Origin of the sequence: Burkholderia sp. ABCPW 111, from assembly GCF_000773065.1 — a bacterium.
Classification (GTDB): Bacteria; Pseudomonadota; Gammaproteobacteria; order Burkholderiales; family Burkholderiaceae; genus Burkholderia; species Burkholderia savannae.
Genome location: NZ_JPWT01000132.1, coordinates 127,236 through 146,754, shown reverse-complemented (window position 1 = coordinate 146,754; position 19,519 = coordinate 127,236). Strand labels below are relative to the sequence as shown.

The window sequence follows — 19,519 nt, the reverse complement described above, 5'->3', positions numbered from 1 at the left end:
TCCGCCCCCCATCCGAATACCGGCGACCGCACGACGCGTCGCGCCATCGCCCGCCAACGGGCGGCGGCGCGACGCGCCGGCGGAGCGTCCTTGCGTTCCGGGATTTCGCATTCCAACCGACTCGAGAGCTTCATTCATGTCCGACCTTCACACGAGCCTCGCCTCCGATCCCGCCGCCGAAGCCGACCGCGTCGCGCTCGACGGCGCATCGCTGCGCGCCGAGCTTGCCGCTGAACTTGCCGCCGATCTGTCCGTCGAGCCCGAACGGCTCGACGCCGACGCGAACCTGCTGCAGCTCGGCCTCGACTCGATGCGCCTGATGGCGTGGCTGAACCGGCTGCGCTCGCGCGGCCATACGCTGACGCTGCGCGAGCTGTACCGCGAGCCGACGCTCGCCGGCTGGCTCGCGCTGATGCGGCGCAGCCCTGCGCGCGCCGTCGAGCGGCCCGCCGCGCCGCGCTCGTGGCCGACGATGCGCGACGGCGAAGCGTTCTCGCTGACGCCCGTTCAGCATGCGTATCTCGTCGGCCGCTCCGCGCAGCAGCCGCTCGGCGGCGTCGGCTGCCATCTGTATCAGGAATTCGACGGCGCGGGGCTCACGCCCGACAGGCTGGAATCCGCCGTGCGCGCGCTGATCGCCCGTCATCCAATGCTGAGCGTCGCGTTCCGCGCGGACGGCAGCCAGCAATGGCGCGCGCGCTCGAGCTGGCCCGGCGTCGCCGTGCACGACTTGCGCGAATGCGGCGAAGCGGCGCGCGACGCTGCGCTCGCCGCGTTGCGCGAACGCCTCGGCCATCGCGTGCTCGACGTCGAGCACGGCGAGACGTTCGACTTCCAGCTGTCGCTGCTGCCGGGCGGGCGGCATCGCCTGCACGTCGATCTCGATCTGCTCGTGCTCGACGCGGCGAGCTTCACGCTCGTGTTCGACGAACTCGCGGCGCTCGTCGGCGGCCGCGCGCTGCCGGACGTCGGCGGCGGCTACGACTTTCGCGGCTACGTCGCGCAACTGGCGCACGACGGCGCGGCCGCGCGCGACGCCGCGCAACGCTACTGGCGCGCGAAGCTGCCCGCGCTGCCCGCCGCGCCGCGACTGCCGCTCGCGCAGGAGCCCGAGCGCGTCGCGCCGGTGCGCTTCCGCCGCCGCCGCGCGGAGCTCGTCGACGCCGACTGGCGCGCGTTCAAGGCGCACGCGAGCGCATCCGGCGTCACGCCGACGATGGCGCTCGCGACGTGCTTCGGCGCGGTGCTCGCGCGCTGGAGCGGCGAGCCGCGCCTGCTGCTGAATCTGACGCTGTTCGACCGCGAGCCGCTCGATCCGGCCGTCGAGCGGATGATCGCCGATTTCACCAACATCCTGCTGATCGATCTGGCCGCCGAAGGCGAGCCGTTCGACGCGCTCGCGCGCGAGAATCAGGCGACCTTCGCCGACGCCTACGAGCATCGCCGCTGGTCCGGCGTCGAGCTGCTGCGCGAGCTGCGCAAGGCGCAACGCCATCCGTACGGCGCGCCCGTCGTGTTCACGAGCAATCTCGGCCGGCCGCTGTACGGCCGCGACACCGCCGCGGCGCTCGGCGAGCCCGCGTGGGGCATCTCGCAGACGCCGCAGGTGTGGATCGACCATCTCGCGTTCGAGCACGGCGCGTCGGCGTGGCTGCAATGGGACAGCATCGACGCGCTGTTTCCGCCGGGCCTCGTCGACGCGCTGTTCGACGCGTACGTCGCGCTCGTGCGGCGCCTCGTGCGCGAGCCCGACGCATGGCGCAAGCCGCTGCCCGATCCGATGCCCGACGCGCAGCGCGCGGCTCGCGCGCGCGCGAACGACACCGCGCGGCCGGTGCCGGAAGGCCGCCTGCACGACGGCTTCTTCGACGCGGCCGCGCGCACGCCCGACGCCGTCGCGCTGATCCATCGCGACGCGCGGCTCAGCTTTGCGACGCTCGCCGAGCAGGCGCGCCGCTGCGCGGGCGCGCTCGCGGCGCGCGGCGTGCGCGCGGGCGACACGGTCGCCGTCAGCATGTCGAAGGGCGTCGGGCAGATCGTCGCGGTGCTCGGCGCGCTGCACGCGGGCGCGGTCTACGTGCCCGTGCCGCTCGACCAGCCGGACGAGCGGCGCCGCAAGATCTACGACGACGCGCGCGTGAAGCTCGTGCTCGCGTGTCGCGACGATCCGTCGGCGGTCGCGGCGGCGGACGATCCGGCGCGCTACCTCGCGTGGCAGGACGCGATCGCGGCCGACGCGCTGCGCGATCCCGTCGCGGTCGATCCGCGCACGCCTGCCTACGTGATCTACACGTCCGGCTCGACCGGCACGCCGAAGGGCGTCGTGATCCCGCATCGCGGCGCGCTCAACACGTGCGCGGAGCTCACCCGCCGCTACCGCGTCGGCGCGGGCGACCGTGTGCTCGCGCTGTCCGCGCTGCACTTCGATCTGTCGGTCTACGACATCTTCGGCGTGCTCGCGGCGGGCGGCGCGCTCGTGCTCGTCGACGAAGCGCAGCGGCGCGACCCCGCCGCGTGGTGCGAACTGATCGACCGCCATCGCGTGACCGTATGGAACAGCGTGCCCGCGCTGTTCGACATGCTGCTCACGTACGCCGACGGCTTCGCGCTCGGCGCGCCGTCGGCGCTGCGCATCGCGATGCTCTCGGGCGACTGGATCGGCCTCGACCTGCCCGCGCGCTACCGCGCGTTTCGCGCCGACGGCGAGCTCGTAGCAATGGGCGGCGCGACCGAGGCGTCGATCTGGTCGAACGCATACGACGTCGGCGACGTGCCGCCGCAATGGCGCTCGATCCCCTATGGCTTTCCGCTCGCGAACCAGCGCTACCGCGTCGTCGACGAGCAGCGCCGCGATTGCCCGGACTGGGTGCCGGGCGAGCTGTGGATCGGCGGCGAAGGCGTCGCGCTCGGCTACTTCAACGACGCCGAGCGAACGGCGCGGCAGTTCGTCGACGACGCGAACGGGCGCTGGTATCGGACGGGCGATCTCGGCTGCTACTGGCCCGACGGCACGCTCGAGTTTCTCGGCCGGCGCGACAAGCAGGTGAAGATCGGCGGCTATCGGATCGAACTCGGCGAGATCGACGCGGCGCTCAATCGCATTGACGGCGTCAAGACCGGCATCGCGCTCGCGCTCGGCGAACGCGACAAATCGCTCGCCGCGTTCGTCGTGCCGTCGGGCGACGCGCTGTTCGACGAACGGCGCGCCGATCCGGCATGGCCGTCCGACTTTCGCGCATGGTTCGCGCCGCCGGACGCATCCGGCATCGCGCGAAGCGCCGATGCGGATGCGGATGCGAACGGCGACGACGCCCGCTCCGCCGATGTCGATGTCGATGCCGATGCCGACACCGGCGGCGACCCGCGCGCGAACGCCGCCGCCTGCGACGCCCCCGCCGCGATCGCGAAATCCGATGTGGACGTCGAGCGCCTCGTCGCCGATTTCCTGCACGACCATCTGCAACGCGAAGGCGTGATCTTCGACACGCCGCTCGACGTCGACGCCGCGCTCGCGCGATACGGCGCGCAGCCGGCGTGGCGCGCGCTGTTCGCACGCTGGCTCGCGCTGCTCGCCGCGCACGGCCGCGTCGCCGAAGAGCGCGGCGCATACCGCCGCGGCCCGCGCCACGACGGCGCGCGCCGCCGGCCGCGCGCCGACGATCCGCTGTTCACGACCGCGGACGCGCTGCTCGCCCACCACGACGCGCTCGCCGCGATCCTGCGCGGGCAGCGCCCGGCGCACACGCTGCTCGATCACCCGTTCTGGTCGCCGGAATCGCTGCTGCTGCGCAGCGACGGCGCCGGACAGACGATCGACGCGCTCGCCGCCGCGCTCGCGGCGCTGTCCCGCACGCTCGCGCGGCCCGTGCGACTCGTCGAGACCGGCGCGCGCAGCGGCATGTTCGGCGAGGCGCTGCTGCGCCGTCTCGACGCGCGGCAGCTCACCTACACGGCTATCGACGCATCGCAGGACATGGTGCTGCGCGCCCAGGCGCGCCTCGCCGAATTCCCGCATGCGCAAGCGCGGCGCGCGGACCCCGCGGCGCTGAAGGACCTCGCGCACGCCGCCGACGCGATCTGGGCCAACAACGCGCTGCACCGCCTCGGCGAGCCCGCGCTCGGCGAACTCGCCGCGCTGGCCGCGCCGTCGGCGCTCGTCTACGTGACCGAGCTGCGTCGCGCGTCGGCGCTCGCGCTCGTCAGCGCCGACCTGCTCGCGCACGGCGCAGCCGCGCAGCACGGCCTGCGCGGCGCGCAAGACTGGCGGCGCGCGTTCGACGCGCGCGGGCTCGCGTGCGAGCAGGCGGACGACGTCGGCGCGCACCAGCGCTTCGTGCTGCGCGCGCCCGCCGTCGTGCGCACGCCCGATCCGCGCAAGCTGAGCGAAGCGCTCGCCGCTCAGCTGCCGTCGTACATGCTGCCGCAGCGCCTGCATTTCATCGACGCGCTGCCGCTCACCGCGAACGGCAAGATCGATCACAAGGCGCTCCTCTCGCACTGCTCACCCGCCGCTGCCGCCGCTGCCGACGCCGCGCGGCAAGCGCCGCAGGGCGAAATCGAGACGGCCGTCGCCGACGTGTGGCGACGCCTGCTGCAGATCGATGCCGTGCATCGGCACAGCCACTTCCTGCAACTCGGCGGCGACAGCCTGCTCGCGACGCGCGTGATCGGCGAGCTCGATCGGGCCGGCTACGCGGCGCGGCTCGGCGATCTGTTCGACTACCCGACGCTCGCCGCCTTCGCCGCGACGCTGCGCCCGCGCGCCGAGCCGGCGGCCGCCGCGTTGCGGCGCGACGCCGCGTCGCGCTTCGCGCCGTTCCCGCTCACGAACGTCCAGCAGGCGTATCTGGTCGGCCGCCAGGCCGGCTTCGCGCTCGGCGGCGTCGGCTCGCACTTCTTCGTCGAATTCGAAGTCGAGCGGCTCGACGTCGCGCGTTTCGAGGCGGCGTGGAACCGCCTGATCGCGCGTCACGACATGCTGCGCGCGGTCGTGCGCGACGGCCGGCAGCAAGTGCTCGCCGACGCGCCGCCGTTCGTCCTCGCGCGCCATCGCGTCGCGAGCCTCGATGGTCCCGACGCAATCGCGCTGCGCGAGCGGCTCGCGCACCAGGTGCTCGACCCGGCGCGCTGGCCGGTGTTCGACGTGCAGGCGGCCGAAGACGGCGGCGCGCGCAGCCGGCTCTACGTATGCCTCGACAATCTGCTGCTCGACGGCCTCAGCATGCAGATCCTGCTCGCCGAGCTCGAACAGCTGTACGTCGCGCCCGATCGCGCGCTGCCGCCGCTCGAGATCGGTTTTCGCGATTACGTGACGCACGCCGCCGGCCGCCGCGCGAGCGAAGCGTCGCTCGCCTACTGGCGGCGCCGGCTCGACGATCTCCCGTGCGCGCCGCAACTGCCGCTTCGCCGCGCGCCCGGCGAAATCGGCACGCCGCGCTTCGCGCGCCTGTCGGCGCGGCTCACGCGCGCGCAATGGGACGCGCTGAAGGCGCGCGCCGGCGCGGCGAGCCTGACGCCGTCGGCACTGCTGCTCGCCGCGTACTCGGCCGTGCTGTCCGCGTGGAGCGCGCAGCGCGAGCTGTGCGTGAACCTCACGCTGTTCGACCGGCAGCCCGTCCATCCGCAGATCGAGCAGGTGCTCGGCGATTTCACGTCGCTGCTGCTGCTCGCGTGGCAGCCCGCGAACAACTGGCTCGCGAGCGCGCAGCGATTGCAGCAGCGGCTGTGGCAAGACCTCGCGCACCGCGACGTGTCCGCGCTTTGGGTGATGCGCCAGCTCGCGCAGCGGCACGGCCGCGCCGCCGCCGAGATGTCCGTCGTGTTCACGAGCGCGCTCGGCTTCGAGCACGACCGCTTCCTCGCGCACGCGTCCTGGCTCGAACCGCGATGGGGCATCTCGCAGACGCCGCAGGTCTGGCTCGATCACCAGGTGTACGAATCGGAGGGCGAGCTGCGCTTCAACTGGGATGCGGTCGAAGCGCTGTTCGAGCCCGATCGGCTGCGCGCGATGTTCGATCAGTACGTCGCGCTGCTGCAGCGGCTCGCGTCAGACGCATCGGCGTGGCGGCTGCCGCTCGACGTCCTCGTGCCGCGTGTCGGCCAGGCCGGCGCGCGGACACCGCGCGGCGACGCGCCCGCCGCCGCGAACATCGCGACCGCGACGCACGCCGCGCGCTCGACGCACGCCGCCGCCGCGCCGATCGACGCAGCCCGCGGCGACACGCCCGTCGACGCCGCGCTCGTCGGCCGGCTGCGCCAGCACTTCGAGCAAACGCTCGGCCTGCCGATCGCCGCGCGGCAGAGCTTCTTCGAGGCGGGCGCGACTTCGCTCGAGCTCGTCCAATGGCACGTCAGGCTCCGGCACGCGGGCTACGCGTCGCTCGCGGTGACGGATCTCTTCACGCACGCGTCGCCGCACGCGCTCGCCGCGCATCTCGGCGGCGCGAGCGCGCCCGCCGCGGCCGACGACGCGAACCGCCGCGCGCGCCTCGATCAACGCAAGGCGAATCTGCAACGCCGGCGAGGAGCCGCCGCATGAAGCGCTATCTGCCGTACTGGTCGTACTACGCGCACCAGGGCATGGTCAGCGCGCTGACCATGCAGGGCGTCGTCGGCTACTTCCGGCATGCGGGCGCCGATCTCGCGCAACTGAGCTGGCTGTCGCTCGCGATGCTGCCGTGGGTCGGCAAGTTCCTGTGGGCGCCGTGGTGCGAGCGTCATGCACGGCCGCTGCGCGGCAACCGCTATCTCGGCAGCCTCGTCGCGCTGCAGCTCTGCATGGCGGCCGCCATCGCATGCATCGGCCTGTTGCCGCCGGCGCGTGCGGCCGGCGCGATCGTCGCGGCGCTGACGCTGCTGTCGCTGCTGTCCGCGAGCCACGGCATCTATGCGAACGGCATCGCGATCTGCACGACCGACGCGCGCAGCCGCCCGCTCGCGAACGTCGCGCAGGTCGGCGGCAGCTATCTCGGCATTCCGCTCGGCTCGTTCGTGTTCCTCGCGATCACCGAGCATGCCGGATGGCGCTACGGCTTCGCGGCCATCGCCGCGCTGTCGCTGCTGCTCGCGATCCCGCCGCTGCTGATCCGGCAGCCGATGCAAGCCACGCCCGCAGGCTCGGCGCGTCCGCGACTGCGGTGGCGCGATCTGCGCGGCATCGGGCCCGCGCTCGCGCTGACCGCGGTCTACCTCGTCGCGATGCGCGGGCTGATGGCGCTGCAAACCGTGCTGCTCGTCGACGCGGGGCTCGGCCTCAGCGCGCTCGGCGAAGTCGTCACGATCTACAGCACGGTCGCGAGCGGCGTCGGCATCGCGCTCGGCGGCTGGGCGATGCGCCGCTTCGGCCCATGGCGCTGCGTGCTGCCCGTGATGCTCTCGTTCCCGCTGATCGCGGGCGTGCTCGCCGCGGGCTATCCGCGTTTCGGCGTGCGCGAATGGACGCTCGCGTTCGGCGCCGTCAACGTCGCGGCGGCGATCGGCTTCGTCACGCTCTACAACGTGCTGATGGGGCTCACCCGCCCTCACCAGCCGGCATCCGACTATGCGCTGTTCCAGTCGACCGACATGGCCGTCGCCATGCTGATGTCGATGGCCGTGCTGCGCGTGAGCGACGTCACCGGCTATCGCCCGGTGCTCGCGTTGCTCGCCGCGCTGGCCGTCGCGAGCCTGTGGCCCGCGATCCGGCTGTGCCGCCGGCTCGCGCGGCCTGCCGCGGCCGCGCCCTCACCCGCCGTTCACGAACCCTCTCTCGAAACCAGTCATGGATAAAGCCACCTCGTCCGCGCGCCCCGCCGCGGACCTCGACGCGCTGCTCGCGACGCACTACCCGCACGGCGAGCCGATCGCCGTGATCGGCCACGCATGCCGCTTCCCCGAAGCGGACGACAGCGACGCGTTCTGGCGCAACCTGCTCGCCGGCGCCGAATGCAGCCGCCGCTTCACGCGGCAGGAAATGCTCGACGCGGGCCTCGACGCCGCGACGATCGATGCGCCGAATTTCGTCAATGTCGGCACCGTCGTGCGCGACGCCGACGCGTTCGACGCCGCGCTGTTCGGCTATTCCCGTCAGGAAGCCGAATCGATCGACCCGCAGCAGCGCCTCTTCCTGCAGATCGTCTGGCATGCGCTCGAGCACGCGGGCTACGCGCCGCGCAACGTGGCGCATCGCACCGGCGTGTTCGGCTCGGCGCGCGTGAGCACGTATCCGGGCCAGGAACCGCTGCGGATCGCCGAAGTCGCGCAGGTCAAGGGCCTGCAGTCGCTGATGGGCAACGACAAGGACTACGTCGCGACGCGCGTCGCGTACAAGCTGAACCTGCGCGGGCCGGCGCTCGCCGTGCAGACCGCGTGCTCGAGCTCGCTCGTCGCGGCGCACCTCGCATGCGAGAGCCTGCGCTCCGGCGAATGCGACATGGCGGTCGCGGGCGGCGCGGCCGTGTCGTTTCCGCAGCACGCGGGCTATCTGCATCAGCCGGGCATGATCTTCTCGCCCGACGGCCGTTGCCGGCCGTTCGACGCCGACGCGCAGGGCACGTTCGCCGGCAACGGCGTCGGCGCGATCGTGCTGCGCCGGCTCGGCGACGCGCTGCGCGACGGCGACCCCGTCGTCGCGGTACTGCTCGGCAGCGCAATCAACAACGACGGCGACCGCAAGGTCGGCTACACGGCGCCGTCGGCGGCCGGCCAGCGCGACGCGATTCGCGACGCGCTGATGCTCGCGGGCGTCGACAGCACGCAGATCGGCCTCGTCGAAGCGCACGGCACCGGCACGCCGCTCGGCGATCCGATCGAACTCGAAGCATTGCGCGGCGTCTTCCATCGGGCGGACGAAGGGCCGCGCTGCGCGCTCGGCTCGGTCAAGGGCAACGTCGGGCACCTCGACACGGCCGCCGGCATCGCGAGCCTGCTGAAAGCCGTGCTTGCCGTCGAGCGGCGCGCGATTCCGCCGAGCCTGCATCTGCGCAAGCCGAATCCGGCGCTCGGCCTCGACGACAGCCCGTTTTTCGTGCCCACCGACGCGCAGCCGTGGAACGACGCATCGCGCGTGGCCGGCGTGTCGTCGTTCGGCATCGGCGGCACGAACTGCCATATGGTCGTCGCGTCGCTGCCGGACGCGCTGCGCGCGGCCGTCGGCGGCAATGGCGACGGCAATGGCAATGGCAATGGCGACATCGACTGCAATGGCGACGGCAAAACCGAAAGCGAAGGCGAAAGCGAGAGCGAAAGCGACGACAGCCACGCACAGCCGGACGCGGGCGCGGCGCTACTGCTGAGCGCGGCGAGCGAGCCGGCGCTGCAGCGCCTCGCGCGCAGCTATGCGGATGCGTTGAAGCGCGCGAACGCGCGCGACCTGCTCCACACCGCGCTGCACGGCCGGCAGCTCGATCTGCCGCACCGGCTCGCGGTGCCGTTCTGCGCAGAGACGATCGCGGCGCTCGACGCGTTCGCGGCGGGCGAAGACGATGCGCTCGTCCATCGCGGCAGCGGTGAAGCCGGGCAGATGGCCTGGCTCTTCACGGGCCAGGGTTCGCACTGGCCGGGCATGGGGCAGACGCTCTACCGGCAGTCGAGCGCGTTCGCCGCGTGTCTCGATCGCTGCTTCGCGGCCTGCGACGGCGAACTCGACGTCCCGCTGCGCGACGCGATGTTCGGCGAGCGCGGCGATCTGCTCGAACGGATGGACTACGCGCAGCCCGCGATCGTCGCGTTCGAACTCGCGATGGCCGCGCACTGGCGGGCGCTCGGTCTCGAACCGCAGCTCGTGATCGGCCATTCGGTCGGCGAATACGCGGCCGCGGTCGTCGCCGGGCATTACGAGATCGAGCAGGCGATGCCGCTCGTCCGGCTGCGCGGCGCGCTGATGCAGCGCTGCGCGCAGGGCGCGATGCTCGCCGCGTTCGCCGGCGCCGACGCGTTGCTGCCGCTCGCGGCGTGCGCCGGCGTCGACGTCGCCGCGTACAACGACGAACGCCATCTCGTGTTCTCCGGCCGAAGCGATGCGATCGACACGCTCGCGGCCGATCTCGTCGCGCGCAACATCCGGCACGCGCGGCTCGCGGTGACGGGCGCCGCGCATTCGGCGCTGCTCGATCCGGTTCTCGACGCGTTCGAGCGCGCGACCGCGCAGCTGAATGCCGCGCCCGGCCGCGTGCCGCTCGTGTCGACGCTGCTCGGCGGGCCGATCGATGCGCACGGGCTCAACGCGCGCGACTACTGGCGGCGGCACATGCGCGAGCCGGTCCGTTACGCCGACGCGATCCGTCACGCGCTCGCGCAGGGCGCGGACGTGTTTCTCGAACTCGGGCCGGATGCGCAACTGACGGGCATCGGCCTGCGCGGCGCGCAGCCGGGCGCGCGCTGGATCGCGAGCGCGCGGCGGCGGCAACCCGCGCTCGCGCAAACGCGGCAGGCGCTGCTCGAGCTCTATGCGGCGGGCGTCGCGCTGCCGTGGGCGAAGGTGCTGCCTTCGTCCGGCCGCAAGCTGCACGCGCCGCGCTATCCGTTCGATACCGAGCGCTATTGGCGCGACGCGCGGCCGGCGGCGGCCGCCGCACCGCCCGCCGCGCACGGCGGCGATTTCGATCTCGCGCTCGCCGAAGGCCGGCGAATCGCGGCCACGGCCGCCACCTCGCTCGATCTGCCGCGCCTGCAACGGCTCTACGATTGCGTCACGCAGTTGCATGCGATCTACGTCGACCGGCTCGTGCGCCGCTGCGTCGGCGAGCGCTTCGACGAAGGCGCGAGCGCACTCGGCATCCTGCGCGCGGGCCGTCTGCTGCCGCGTCATCGCCAGTTGCTCGTGCGGTTGCTGAACGCATGCGTCGAAGACGGCTACTACCGCCGCGACGGCGACCGCTACGCCCCCGCCCCCACGCTCGCCGTGCCGCACGCCGATCGCGACGCGCTGCTGCAAATCCTGCGCGAGTGCTGCGAAGGCTTCGACGCGATCGCCGACACCGTCGCGCGCGCCGGGGACAGCCTGTACGCGATGATGCGCGGCGACATCGAGCCGGTCGCGGTGATCTTCCCGGACAGCGCGTCGAGCGGCGTCGAGGTGCTGTATCAGGAATTCAGCTTCGGCCGCTATTTCAACCAGATCGCCGCGGGCGTCGTCGCGGGGCTCGTCCGCGAGCGGCAGGCGGGCCGGCGCGCGCATCGCCCGTTCCGAATCCTCGAAGTCGGCGGCGGCACGGGCGGCACAACCGCCTGGCTGCTGCCGGAGCTCGACGGCGCGCCGAACGTGCGCTACGACTTCACCGACATCTCGCCCATCTTCACGCGGCGCGCCGAGCAGAAATTCGCCGCTCACGGATGCGTCGACTATCGCGTGTTCGATTTGCAGAAAGATGCGCAAACGCAAGGCTTCGAAGCGGGCGCATACGATCTGATCGTCGCGGCGAACGTGATCCACGCGACGCAGCACGTCGGCCGCACGCTCGCGAACCTCGCGCCGCTGCTGAAGCCGGGCGGCCGCCTGCTGATGCGCGAGATCACGCGGCCGATGCGGCTCTTCGATTTCGTGTTCGGCCCGCTCGTGCTGCCGCTGCACGACGAGGACGCGCGCGGCGGCGAGCTGTTCCTGTCGACCGCGCGCTGGAAGGCGCAATGCGTCGAGGCGGGCTTCGAGCGCGTCGACTGGCTGCCGGACGACGGCGCGCCGACGTCCGGCATCAGCGAGCACATCGTGCTCGCGAGCATGCCGGGCCGCCCGGCGAGCGCCGCCTCGTGGCTCGACGAAGACGCCGATCCGCTGGTCGGCCAGCCGCTCACCGACGACGGCGTCTATCTCGCCGACTGGTCCGATTGCGCGGGCGAGCGCGACGCGTGGCGGCAACGGCTCGCGCGCAGCGCCGCGGAACTGGCGGCCCGCCACGGCGGCGGCTGGGCGGCTCCGGCGATTCGTGCGCCCGAATGCGCGCCCGCATGGCTCACGCTCGTGCGCCTGCGCTGGTGCGGCAGCCTGTTCGGCGCGGCGCGAATCGCGCTCGACGCGCGCGACGAGGCCGGCGCGTGGCGGCCGCTCGACGCCGACGCCAATGCCGACTCCGGCCATGGCGGCTCCGGCTCCGACGCCCGCGACCTGCCCGCGCCGCAGCCGGCGCGCGACACGCATTACGGCTGGCGCTGGCGGCCCGTGCCCGACGCGTCGCCGGATGCGAGCGACATCGCCTTGCACGCCGAATCCGCGCCGCTCGCCGACACGCTGCGCGCGGCGGGCGTCCCGGTCTCGCCGAGCGCCGAGTGCCGGCTGCTCGTGCTTGACTCCGACGCGCATTCGCCGCACGAGGTCGCCGCCGCCTTGCTCGACGCGCTGTCCGATGCAAGCCGTGCGCCGCTCGTCGTCGTGACGCGCGGCGCATGGAAGATCCGCGCCGACGATCCCGTCGCGCCCGCCCATCGCGCCGCCTGGGGGCTGCTGCGCGTCGCGGCCGCCGAGCAGCCGGACCGCATGCTCGCCGCGATCGATCTGCATCCGCACGCCGCATGGCGCGATCTGCCGCCGGCGCTCGGCGCGCTCGGCCACGGCGCGCGCTGGCTCGCGGTTCGCGACGGCCGCGTGCATGCGCCGTCGCTCGCGGCTCAGCCCTACGCCGCGCCCGCGTTGCCCGCCGGCGGGTTCGCCGACGAACGCTGGCACGTCGTCACCGGCGCGTTCGGCGGCCTCGGCCGACTGAGCGTGCGCTGGCTCGCGCGCCACGGCGCGCGCCGCATCGCGCTCGTCGCGCCGCGCGCGCACGACGACTGGCCCGCGTTCCAGCGCGAAATCGCCGCGCAGCATCGAGGCGAATTGCGCTGGGTGCGCTGCGACGTCGCCGAGCCCGCGCAACTGGCGGCGGCATTGCACGCGCTGCACGCTGACGGCGGCGTCGCGGGCGCGATTCATGCGGCTGGCATCCTCGACGATGCGCCGCTCGCCGCGCTCGACGCCGAACGCGTCGCGCCCGTGCTCGCGCTGAAGGCCGACGCGGCGCGCGTGCTGCGCGACTGGCTCGGCGCGCACGGCGCGCGCTATCTGGTTTGCTATTCGTCGGCGGCCGCCGCGCTCGGCGCGCCGGGGCAAGGCGCGCACGCGCTCGCGAGCGCGTATCTCGACGGGCTCGCCGACGCGCACGCCGGCGACGAAACGCCGAGCGTGATCTCCGTTGCATGGGGCGCGTGGGGCGAAGCCGGCCGCGCGGCGCAATCCGCGTTGCAGCGCAAGCTCGCGGAAAACGGGATGGGCGTGCTGTCGACCGCGGAGGGCCTATGGCATCTGGAACAGGCCGTGATGCGCGGCGCGCCGTACCGGCTCGCGATGCGCGTGCTGCACGAGCGGCTCGACGCCGGCCGCCGCGCGCTGTTCGGCACCGACGCCGATCAATCGCCCGCCCGACTCGCGCGCAACCCGGCGGCGGGGGTTTCCGCCGAATCCTGCGCACCGGCCGCCGCCGGCGCAACGCTCGCCGCCGAGCGCCCCGATCCGCGCGACGTCGAGGCCGTCTGCCGCTGGCTGACCGCGCGCATCGCCGCGCAACTGAAGCTCGACGACCTCGCGCAGCTCACGCCGACACGCGATCTGCTGAAGCTCGGCCTCGATTCGCTGCTGTTCCTCGAATTGCGCAGCGCGGTCGAGTCGCAGCTCGGCGTGAGGCTCGACGCCGAGCGCGCGTACCGCGACATGACGGTCGCCGGAATCGGCCGCCTGATCGCCGAATCCGCGCCCGCTGGCGCCGGCGCGCCCGATCCGGCCGCGGGCGTCCTCGTCCACGATCCCGCGAACCGCTTCGAGCCGTTCCCGTTGACGCCGATCCAGCACGCGTACTGGCTCGGCCGCACGGATCTGATCGCGTACGGCGGCGTCGCGTGCCACGTGCTGTTCGAATGGGACATGCGGCACGACACGTTCGACCTCGCGCGCTTCGAGGCCGCGTGGAACGCGCTCGTCGCGCGCCACGACATGCTCCGGATGATCGTCGACGCCGACGGCCGCCAGCGGATTCTGCGCGACGTGCCCGCATACCGGCCGCAGCGGCGCGACCTGACGCGCGCCGCCGCCGACGAGCAGGCGCGCGCGCTCGAACGCACCCGCGACGAGCTGTCGTACCGCGTGCTGCCCGCCGACCGCTGGCCGCTCTTCGAGCTCGTCGTGACCGAGCTGGACGACACGCGCTACCGGCTCCACATGAACCTCGACCTGCTGCTGTTCGACGTGCAGAGCTTCAAGGTGATGATGGACGATCTCGCGAGCGCGTATCGCGGCGCGGCGCTCGAGCCGCTGCAGATCACGTTCCGCGATTACGTGCTCGCCGAGCACGCACGCCGCGACGCGCCCGACTGGCAGGCATCGTGGCGCTACTGGCAGCGCACGCTGCCGCAATTGCCGCCCGCGCCCGTGCTGCCGCTCGCGCCCGCGCGCGCAGACGATGCGCGGCCCCGCTTCACCACGTATCAGGCGCGCCTCGCGCGCGCGGACTGGGACACGCTCAAACGCGAATGGCAGCGCTGGGGCGCGACGCCGTCGGCCGCGCTGCTCGCGCTCTTCGCGCACACGCTCGAACGCTGGAGCCGGCATCCGGACTTCACGCTGAACCTGACGTTCTTCAACCGGCGGCCCGACCATCCGCAGGTCTCCCAATTGATCGGCGATTTCACGTCGGTGCTGCTGATCGATTTCGCGCTCGGCGGCGGGCCGACGCTGCGCGACACGATCGAGCGCACGCAGCAACGGCTCTGGCAGCGCCTCGCGCACAGCCAGGTCAACGGCGTCGAGCTGATGCGCGAGCTGTCGCGCGGCCGCGCGCACGATCCGCGCCGGCCGCTGATGCCGGTCGTGTTCACGAGCATGCTCGGGATGTCGCTCGACGGCCTGAGCATCGACCAGGCGATGACGAGCCTGTTCGGCGAGCCCGTTCATGTGTTCACGCAGACGCCGCAGGTCTGGCTCGACCATCAGGTGATGGAAGTCGACGGCGATCTCGTGTTCAGCTGGTACTGCATGGACGACGTGCTCGCGCCCGGCGCCGCGCAGGCGATGTTCGACGATTACCGGTGCCTGCTGCGCGGCGCCGCCGCGCAACCGGAGCGGATGATGCAGCCGGGGCTCGCGAAGCTGCGCGACGACGGCGCATGGGCGGATTTCGAACGTCGGCGCTGGCCGCTGCATGTCGGCAACGCAGGCGATTCGGAAGACCCGGTCGACGCCGGCGTCGATCTGCGCGACATCGAGGACGCACTGCGCGCGCAGCACGGCGTGGCCGACGCCGACGCCGCGCTCGCCGAGGACGGACGCACGCTCGACATCGTCGTCTGCGCTGCGCACGCATGCGGCGCGCCGCCGCCGTCGCTCGACGCGCCGCTGGCGTTGGCATCCGCGCTGCCGATGCTCGACGCCGCTCAGCTCGCGGAAATCGACGCGACGTGGCGCTGGCTCGAAGCGCGCGCGCTGCACGGCATCGCCCGGACGCTGAATCGCCACGGCCTGTTCGCGCAAGCCGGGCAGCGCCACGATCTCGACGACGTGCAATCGCGCCTGCGCGCGCTGCCGCAGTATCGCCGGCTGGCGCGCCAATGGCTGATCGCGCTCGGCGAGCGCGGCTGGCTGCGGCGCGAAGGCGACGCGTTCGTCTGCGAGCGCGCGCTCGATGCGGTTCCCGATGCGGCCGAAGCGCTGCCGCAAGCCGACTGGAGCCGCGCGCTCGGCGCGTATCTCGACGCATGCATCGCGCGCCACGACGCGTTGTTCGACGGCACGCAAGCGCCGCTCGCGCTGCTGTTCGACGACGACGATGCGGTCACCCGCGCGCTGTACAGCGACAATCCGGCGATCGACTGCCTGAACCGAAGCGCCGCGCAGATCGCGCGCGCGCTCGGCGAGCCGGCGGGCGGGTTGCGCGTGCTCGAAGTCGGCGCCGGCACCGCGGCGACGACGCGCCATCTCGTGCCCGCGCTCGACGGCCGGCTGCACGGCTACCGCTTCACCGACGTGTCGACGCTGTTCCTCGACGCCGCGCGCGAACGCTTCGCCGATCACGCGAAGCTCGACTACGCGATCTTCGACATCAACGCGCCGGTCGATTTCGATGCGCATCCCGAAGCGGGCTACGACGTCGTGGTCGCGGTCAACGTGCTGCACGACGCGAGCGACGTCGTGCGCTCGCTGCGCCGCCTCGGGCGCTTGCTGAAGCCGGGCGGCCGCCTGCTGATGATCGAGGCGACCGAACGCGACAGCGCGCTGCAGATGGCGAGCATCGGCTTCATCGAAGGCCTGAACGGCTACGAAGACTTCCGCACGGCCGACGACAAGCCGATGCTCGATCTGCCGTCATGGCGCGACGCGCTCGGGCAGGCGGGCTTCACCGTCGAGCTCGCGTGGCCGGAGCAGGAACGCAGCCCGCTGCGCCAGCATCTCGTGCTCGCGCGCGCGACGCACGTCGGCCGGCTCGAGCCCCGTGCGCTCGAACGCGAGCTGCGCGCGCGCTTCGGCCGCGCGCTGCCGCCCGCGCGCATCCGGCAATGCGAGCGCATCGATCGATATGCGGACCGCGTCGCCGAGCGGCATCGCGAAGCGGCCGACGAAACGCCGGCCCGCGCGGCGCGCGCGCCCGTCGCGCCGCCGCGCGACCCGCACGCACAGGCCGCGCTCGAGCGCAGCGTCGGCGAAGCATGGCAGGCGCTGCTGAAGTGCCCGATCCATCGCGACAGCGACTTCTTCCAGTCGGGCGGCGACAGCCTGATCGCGACGCGCATGATCGCGCAGCTCAATCGCGGCGGCATGCGCGGCGCGAGCCTGCAGGCGCTCTTCGCGCAGCCGACGCTCGGCGCGTTCTGCGCGACGCTGACCGCGCCGCCGGCGACCGAAGCGCAGGCGGGCGACTGCGTCGTGCCCCTTGCCGAAGGACGCGATCCGGCGCGCGTGTTCGTGTTCCACGCGTCCGACGGCGAGCTCGCCGCGTACGTGACGCTCGCGCGCCGCCTCGACTGCCGCGTCCACGGCCTGCGCGCGCCGGACGCCGCGCTGCCCGCCGATCTCGGCGCGCTCGCCGGCCGTTACGTGCAGGCGATGCGCGCATCGCAGCCCCACGGGCCGTACACGCTGATCGGCTGGTCGTACGGCGCGACCGTCGCCGCCGAGGCCGCGCGCCTGCTGCACGCGCGCGGCGAGACGGTCGAACTCGTGCTGCTCGATCCCGTGTGCCGCGACGATTTCCGCCACGCCGATCGCGCATCGCTGTTGCGTCTGCTCGCACGAGGGCGCGTCGCCGTGCCGCTGCCCGACGATCTCGAACAGCGCGACGCGGACGAGCAGACCGCATGCTTCGTCCACGCCGCGCAGGCGGCCGGGCTGCTGCCCGAACGCTCGAACGCCGCCGACGGCGAGCGCTGGCTCGCACGCATCGGCGATCTGCTCGGCCTGCTCGCGCGCCACCCCGCGCCCGCCCCGCTGCCGATCCGCTGCCTGTGGATCGCCGCCGCGCATCGCCCGTCCGTCTGGCAGCCGGCCGAGCGCGACTGGCACGGCTGGGGCGCGCACGCGCAACGCCACACGCTCGACGCAGACCATTGGACGCTCGTGATGGACGACGCACGAGCGCAACATGTCGCCGCCCTGTTCCGGCAGTGGCGCGACGACCATCGCCGCCCGCAGGAGAAAGTCGCATGAAATCCACTCACGCGCGCAACAGGCGCGTACTCGTCGCCGGCGCGAAATTCGGCGAAACCTATCTGAACGCGTTTCTCGCGCCGCAGCCGGGGCTCGAGCTCGCGGGCCTCCTCGCGAACGGCAGCCCGCGCGCGCGGCAACTGGCTCACGCGTTCGGCATTCCGCTCTACACGTCGATCGACGAGGTGCCGGGCGACATCGACATCGCGTGCGTGGTCGTCCGCTCGACGGTCGTCGGCGGCGCCGGCACGTCGCTCGCGCAGGCGTTCCTCGAACGCGGCGTGCACGTCGTGCAGGAGCATCCGCTGCATCCGGACGACATCGCCCGCCTGCAACGGCTCGCCGCGCAGCGCGAATGCGCGCACTGGGTCAACAGCTTCTATGCGCACACGCCGGCCGGCCGCTGCTGGATCGATCGCGCGCGGCGCGTGCGGCATGCGCTCGGCGGCGAGCCCGCGCATTTCGCGCACCTCGCCACGAGCCGGCAATTGCTCTATTCGTCGCTCGATCTGCTGCTGCAGGCGAGCGGCGCCGTCGACGCGACCGTCGACGGCGCCGCCGACGACGATCCCGCGTTCCGCACGCTGCGAATCGGCCTGCCCGGATGCCGCGCGACGCTGCGCTTGCAGACCTATCTCGATCCCGACGATCCCGATCTGCACAGCCTCGCGATGCATCAGCTCACGCTCGGCTGGCCGTCCGGCTATCTGTCGCTCGAGGCAAGCTACGGCCCGGTCGTCTGGACCGCCGCGCTGTACGACCCGCGACATCGCGACAGCCAGCGCAGCGCGTACCGGACGACGGGCGCCGACGGCGCGCATCTCGACCTGCCGCCCGCACTGCCGCTGCATCCCGCGCCGGCGAGCTGGCGCGACGCGCTCGAGGCCGACGGCCCCGCGGGCGTCGCGCACGTGCTGCACGCGCTGCGCCGGCATCTCGACGGCGCGCCGCCGCCCGCCGCGTTCGACGCCGCCTACCAGCTCGCGCTCGCCCGCGTCTGGCAAAAGGCGCTGCAATGCGCGGGCCCCGCGCGCGAGCGCAGCGTCGCGCCGCCGCCGGCGATCGATCCGCGCGCGCTCGTCGACGCGCAATCCGACGAGCAGGTGGCGGCATGAACGAGCGGCGGATGCTGCGCCCATGGATCGCGTCGCCGGAGCCGGCCGCGTGGCGGCTCGTCATGTGCCCGTTCGCGGGCGGCAGCAGCAGCGCGTTCCGCGACTGGCGCCAGGTCGACGATTTCGGCGTCGACGTCGCGCTCGCGATCTATCCGGGCCGCGACCACCGGATGCGCGAGCCGGCCGCGGACGACATCGGCGGGCTCGCCGATCAGCTCGCCGACGAGTTGATCGACACGCGCGCGTCGCCCGGCAAGCTGATCCTCGCCGGCCACAGCATGGGCGCGCAGGTCGCGTTCGAAACCTGCGAGCGCCTCGAGCGGCGCGGCGCGCCGCCGTTCGCGCTCGTGCTGTCCGGCTGCCACGCGCCGCACCTGCAAGGGCGGCGCCTGCTCAGCCATCTCGACGACCGCGCGTTCGTCGATCAGCTCGTCGAGATCGGCGGCAGCGACCCGACGCTGCTGTCCGATCCGTCGCTGCTCGCGATCTTCCTGCCGATGCTGCGCGCCGATTTCCGGATCACCGAGGCCTATCGCCGCCCGCCGCATGCCGCCCGGCGCCGTATCGACACGCCGACGCTGCTCGTCTACGGCAGCCGCGACGCCGAGGCGTCGCGCGACGAAGTCGCCGCGTGGCGCGACTGGCTCGCTCACGCGGACGAGCCGATCGCGATGCCCGGCGACCACTTCTACGCGACCCGCAGGCCGCGCGCGTTTCTGCAACAGATCCTGCGCCGGCTCGAGTCGACTTCCGCATGTGTGTGACC

Annotated in this window: 5 protein-coding genes; all 5 read left to right on the top strand. The window is 73.0% G+C overall.

The window, feature by feature from the left end:
- The first annotated feature begins 136 nt into the window (after positions 1–136).
- From X946_RS28805 to X946_RS28785, 5 genes are read left to right on the top strand one after another with little or no spacing between them, the layout of a single operon-like run.
- Complete coding sequence (locus X946_RS28805) at positions 137–6,538, top strand: non-ribosomal peptide synthetase (protein WP_038755256.1); 6,402 nt, start codon at positions 137–139, stop codon at positions 6,536–6,538.
- A complete protein-coding gene (locus tag X946_RS28800) occupies positions 6,535–7,767 on the top strand; it encodes an MFS transporter (RefSeq protein ID WP_038755255.1) in 1,233 nt (410 codons plus the stop codon). Before X946_RS28805 ends, X946_RS28800 begins: the two co-directional genes overlap by 4 nt.
- The gene (locus tag X946_RS28795) at positions 7,760–17,638 is read left to right on the top strand and encodes a type I polyketide synthase (RefSeq protein ID WP_038755254.1); all 9,879 of its coding nucleotides are present in this window, start codon (positions 7,760–7,762) and stop codon (positions 17,636–17,638) included. Before X946_RS28800 ends, X946_RS28795 begins: the two co-directional genes overlap by 8 nt.
- The gene (locus X946_RS28790) at positions 17,635–18,753 is read left to right on the top strand and encodes a Gfo/Idh/MocA family oxidoreductase (protein ID WP_038755253.1); all 1,119 of its coding nucleotides are present in this window, start codon (positions 17,635–17,637) and stop codon (positions 18,751–18,753) included. Before X946_RS28795 ends, X946_RS28790 begins: the two co-directional genes overlap by 4 nt.
- A complete protein-coding gene (locus tag X946_RS28785; RefSeq protein ID WP_038755252.1) occupies positions 18,750–19,517 on the top strand; it encodes a thioesterase II family protein in 768 nt (255 codons plus the stop codon). The genes X946_RS28790 and X946_RS28785 overlap by 4 nt, the downstream gene beginning before the upstream one ends.
- The last annotated feature ends 2 nt before the right edge of the window (positions 19,518–19,519 follow it).

Coding starts and splice junctions, on each gene's coding strand:
- X946_RS28790 (WP_038755253.1), top strand. CDS start 17,635: ATGAAATCCACTCACGCGCGCAACAGGCGCGTACTCGTCGCCGGCGCG.
- X946_RS28805 (WP_038755256.1), top strand. CDS start 137: ATGTCCGACCTTCACACGAGCCTCGCCTCCGATCCCGCCGCCGAAGCC.
- X946_RS28800 (WP_038755255.1), top strand. CDS start 6,535: ATGAAGCGCTATCTGCCGTACTGGTCGTACTACGCGCACCAGGGCATG.
- X946_RS28795 (WP_038755254.1), top strand. CDS start 7,760: ATGGATAAAGCCACCTCGTCCGCGCGCCCCGCCGCGGACCTCGACGCG.
- X946_RS28785 (WP_038755252.1), top strand. CDS start 18,750: ATGAACGAGCGGCGGATGCTGCGCCCATGGATCGCGTCGCCGGAGCCG.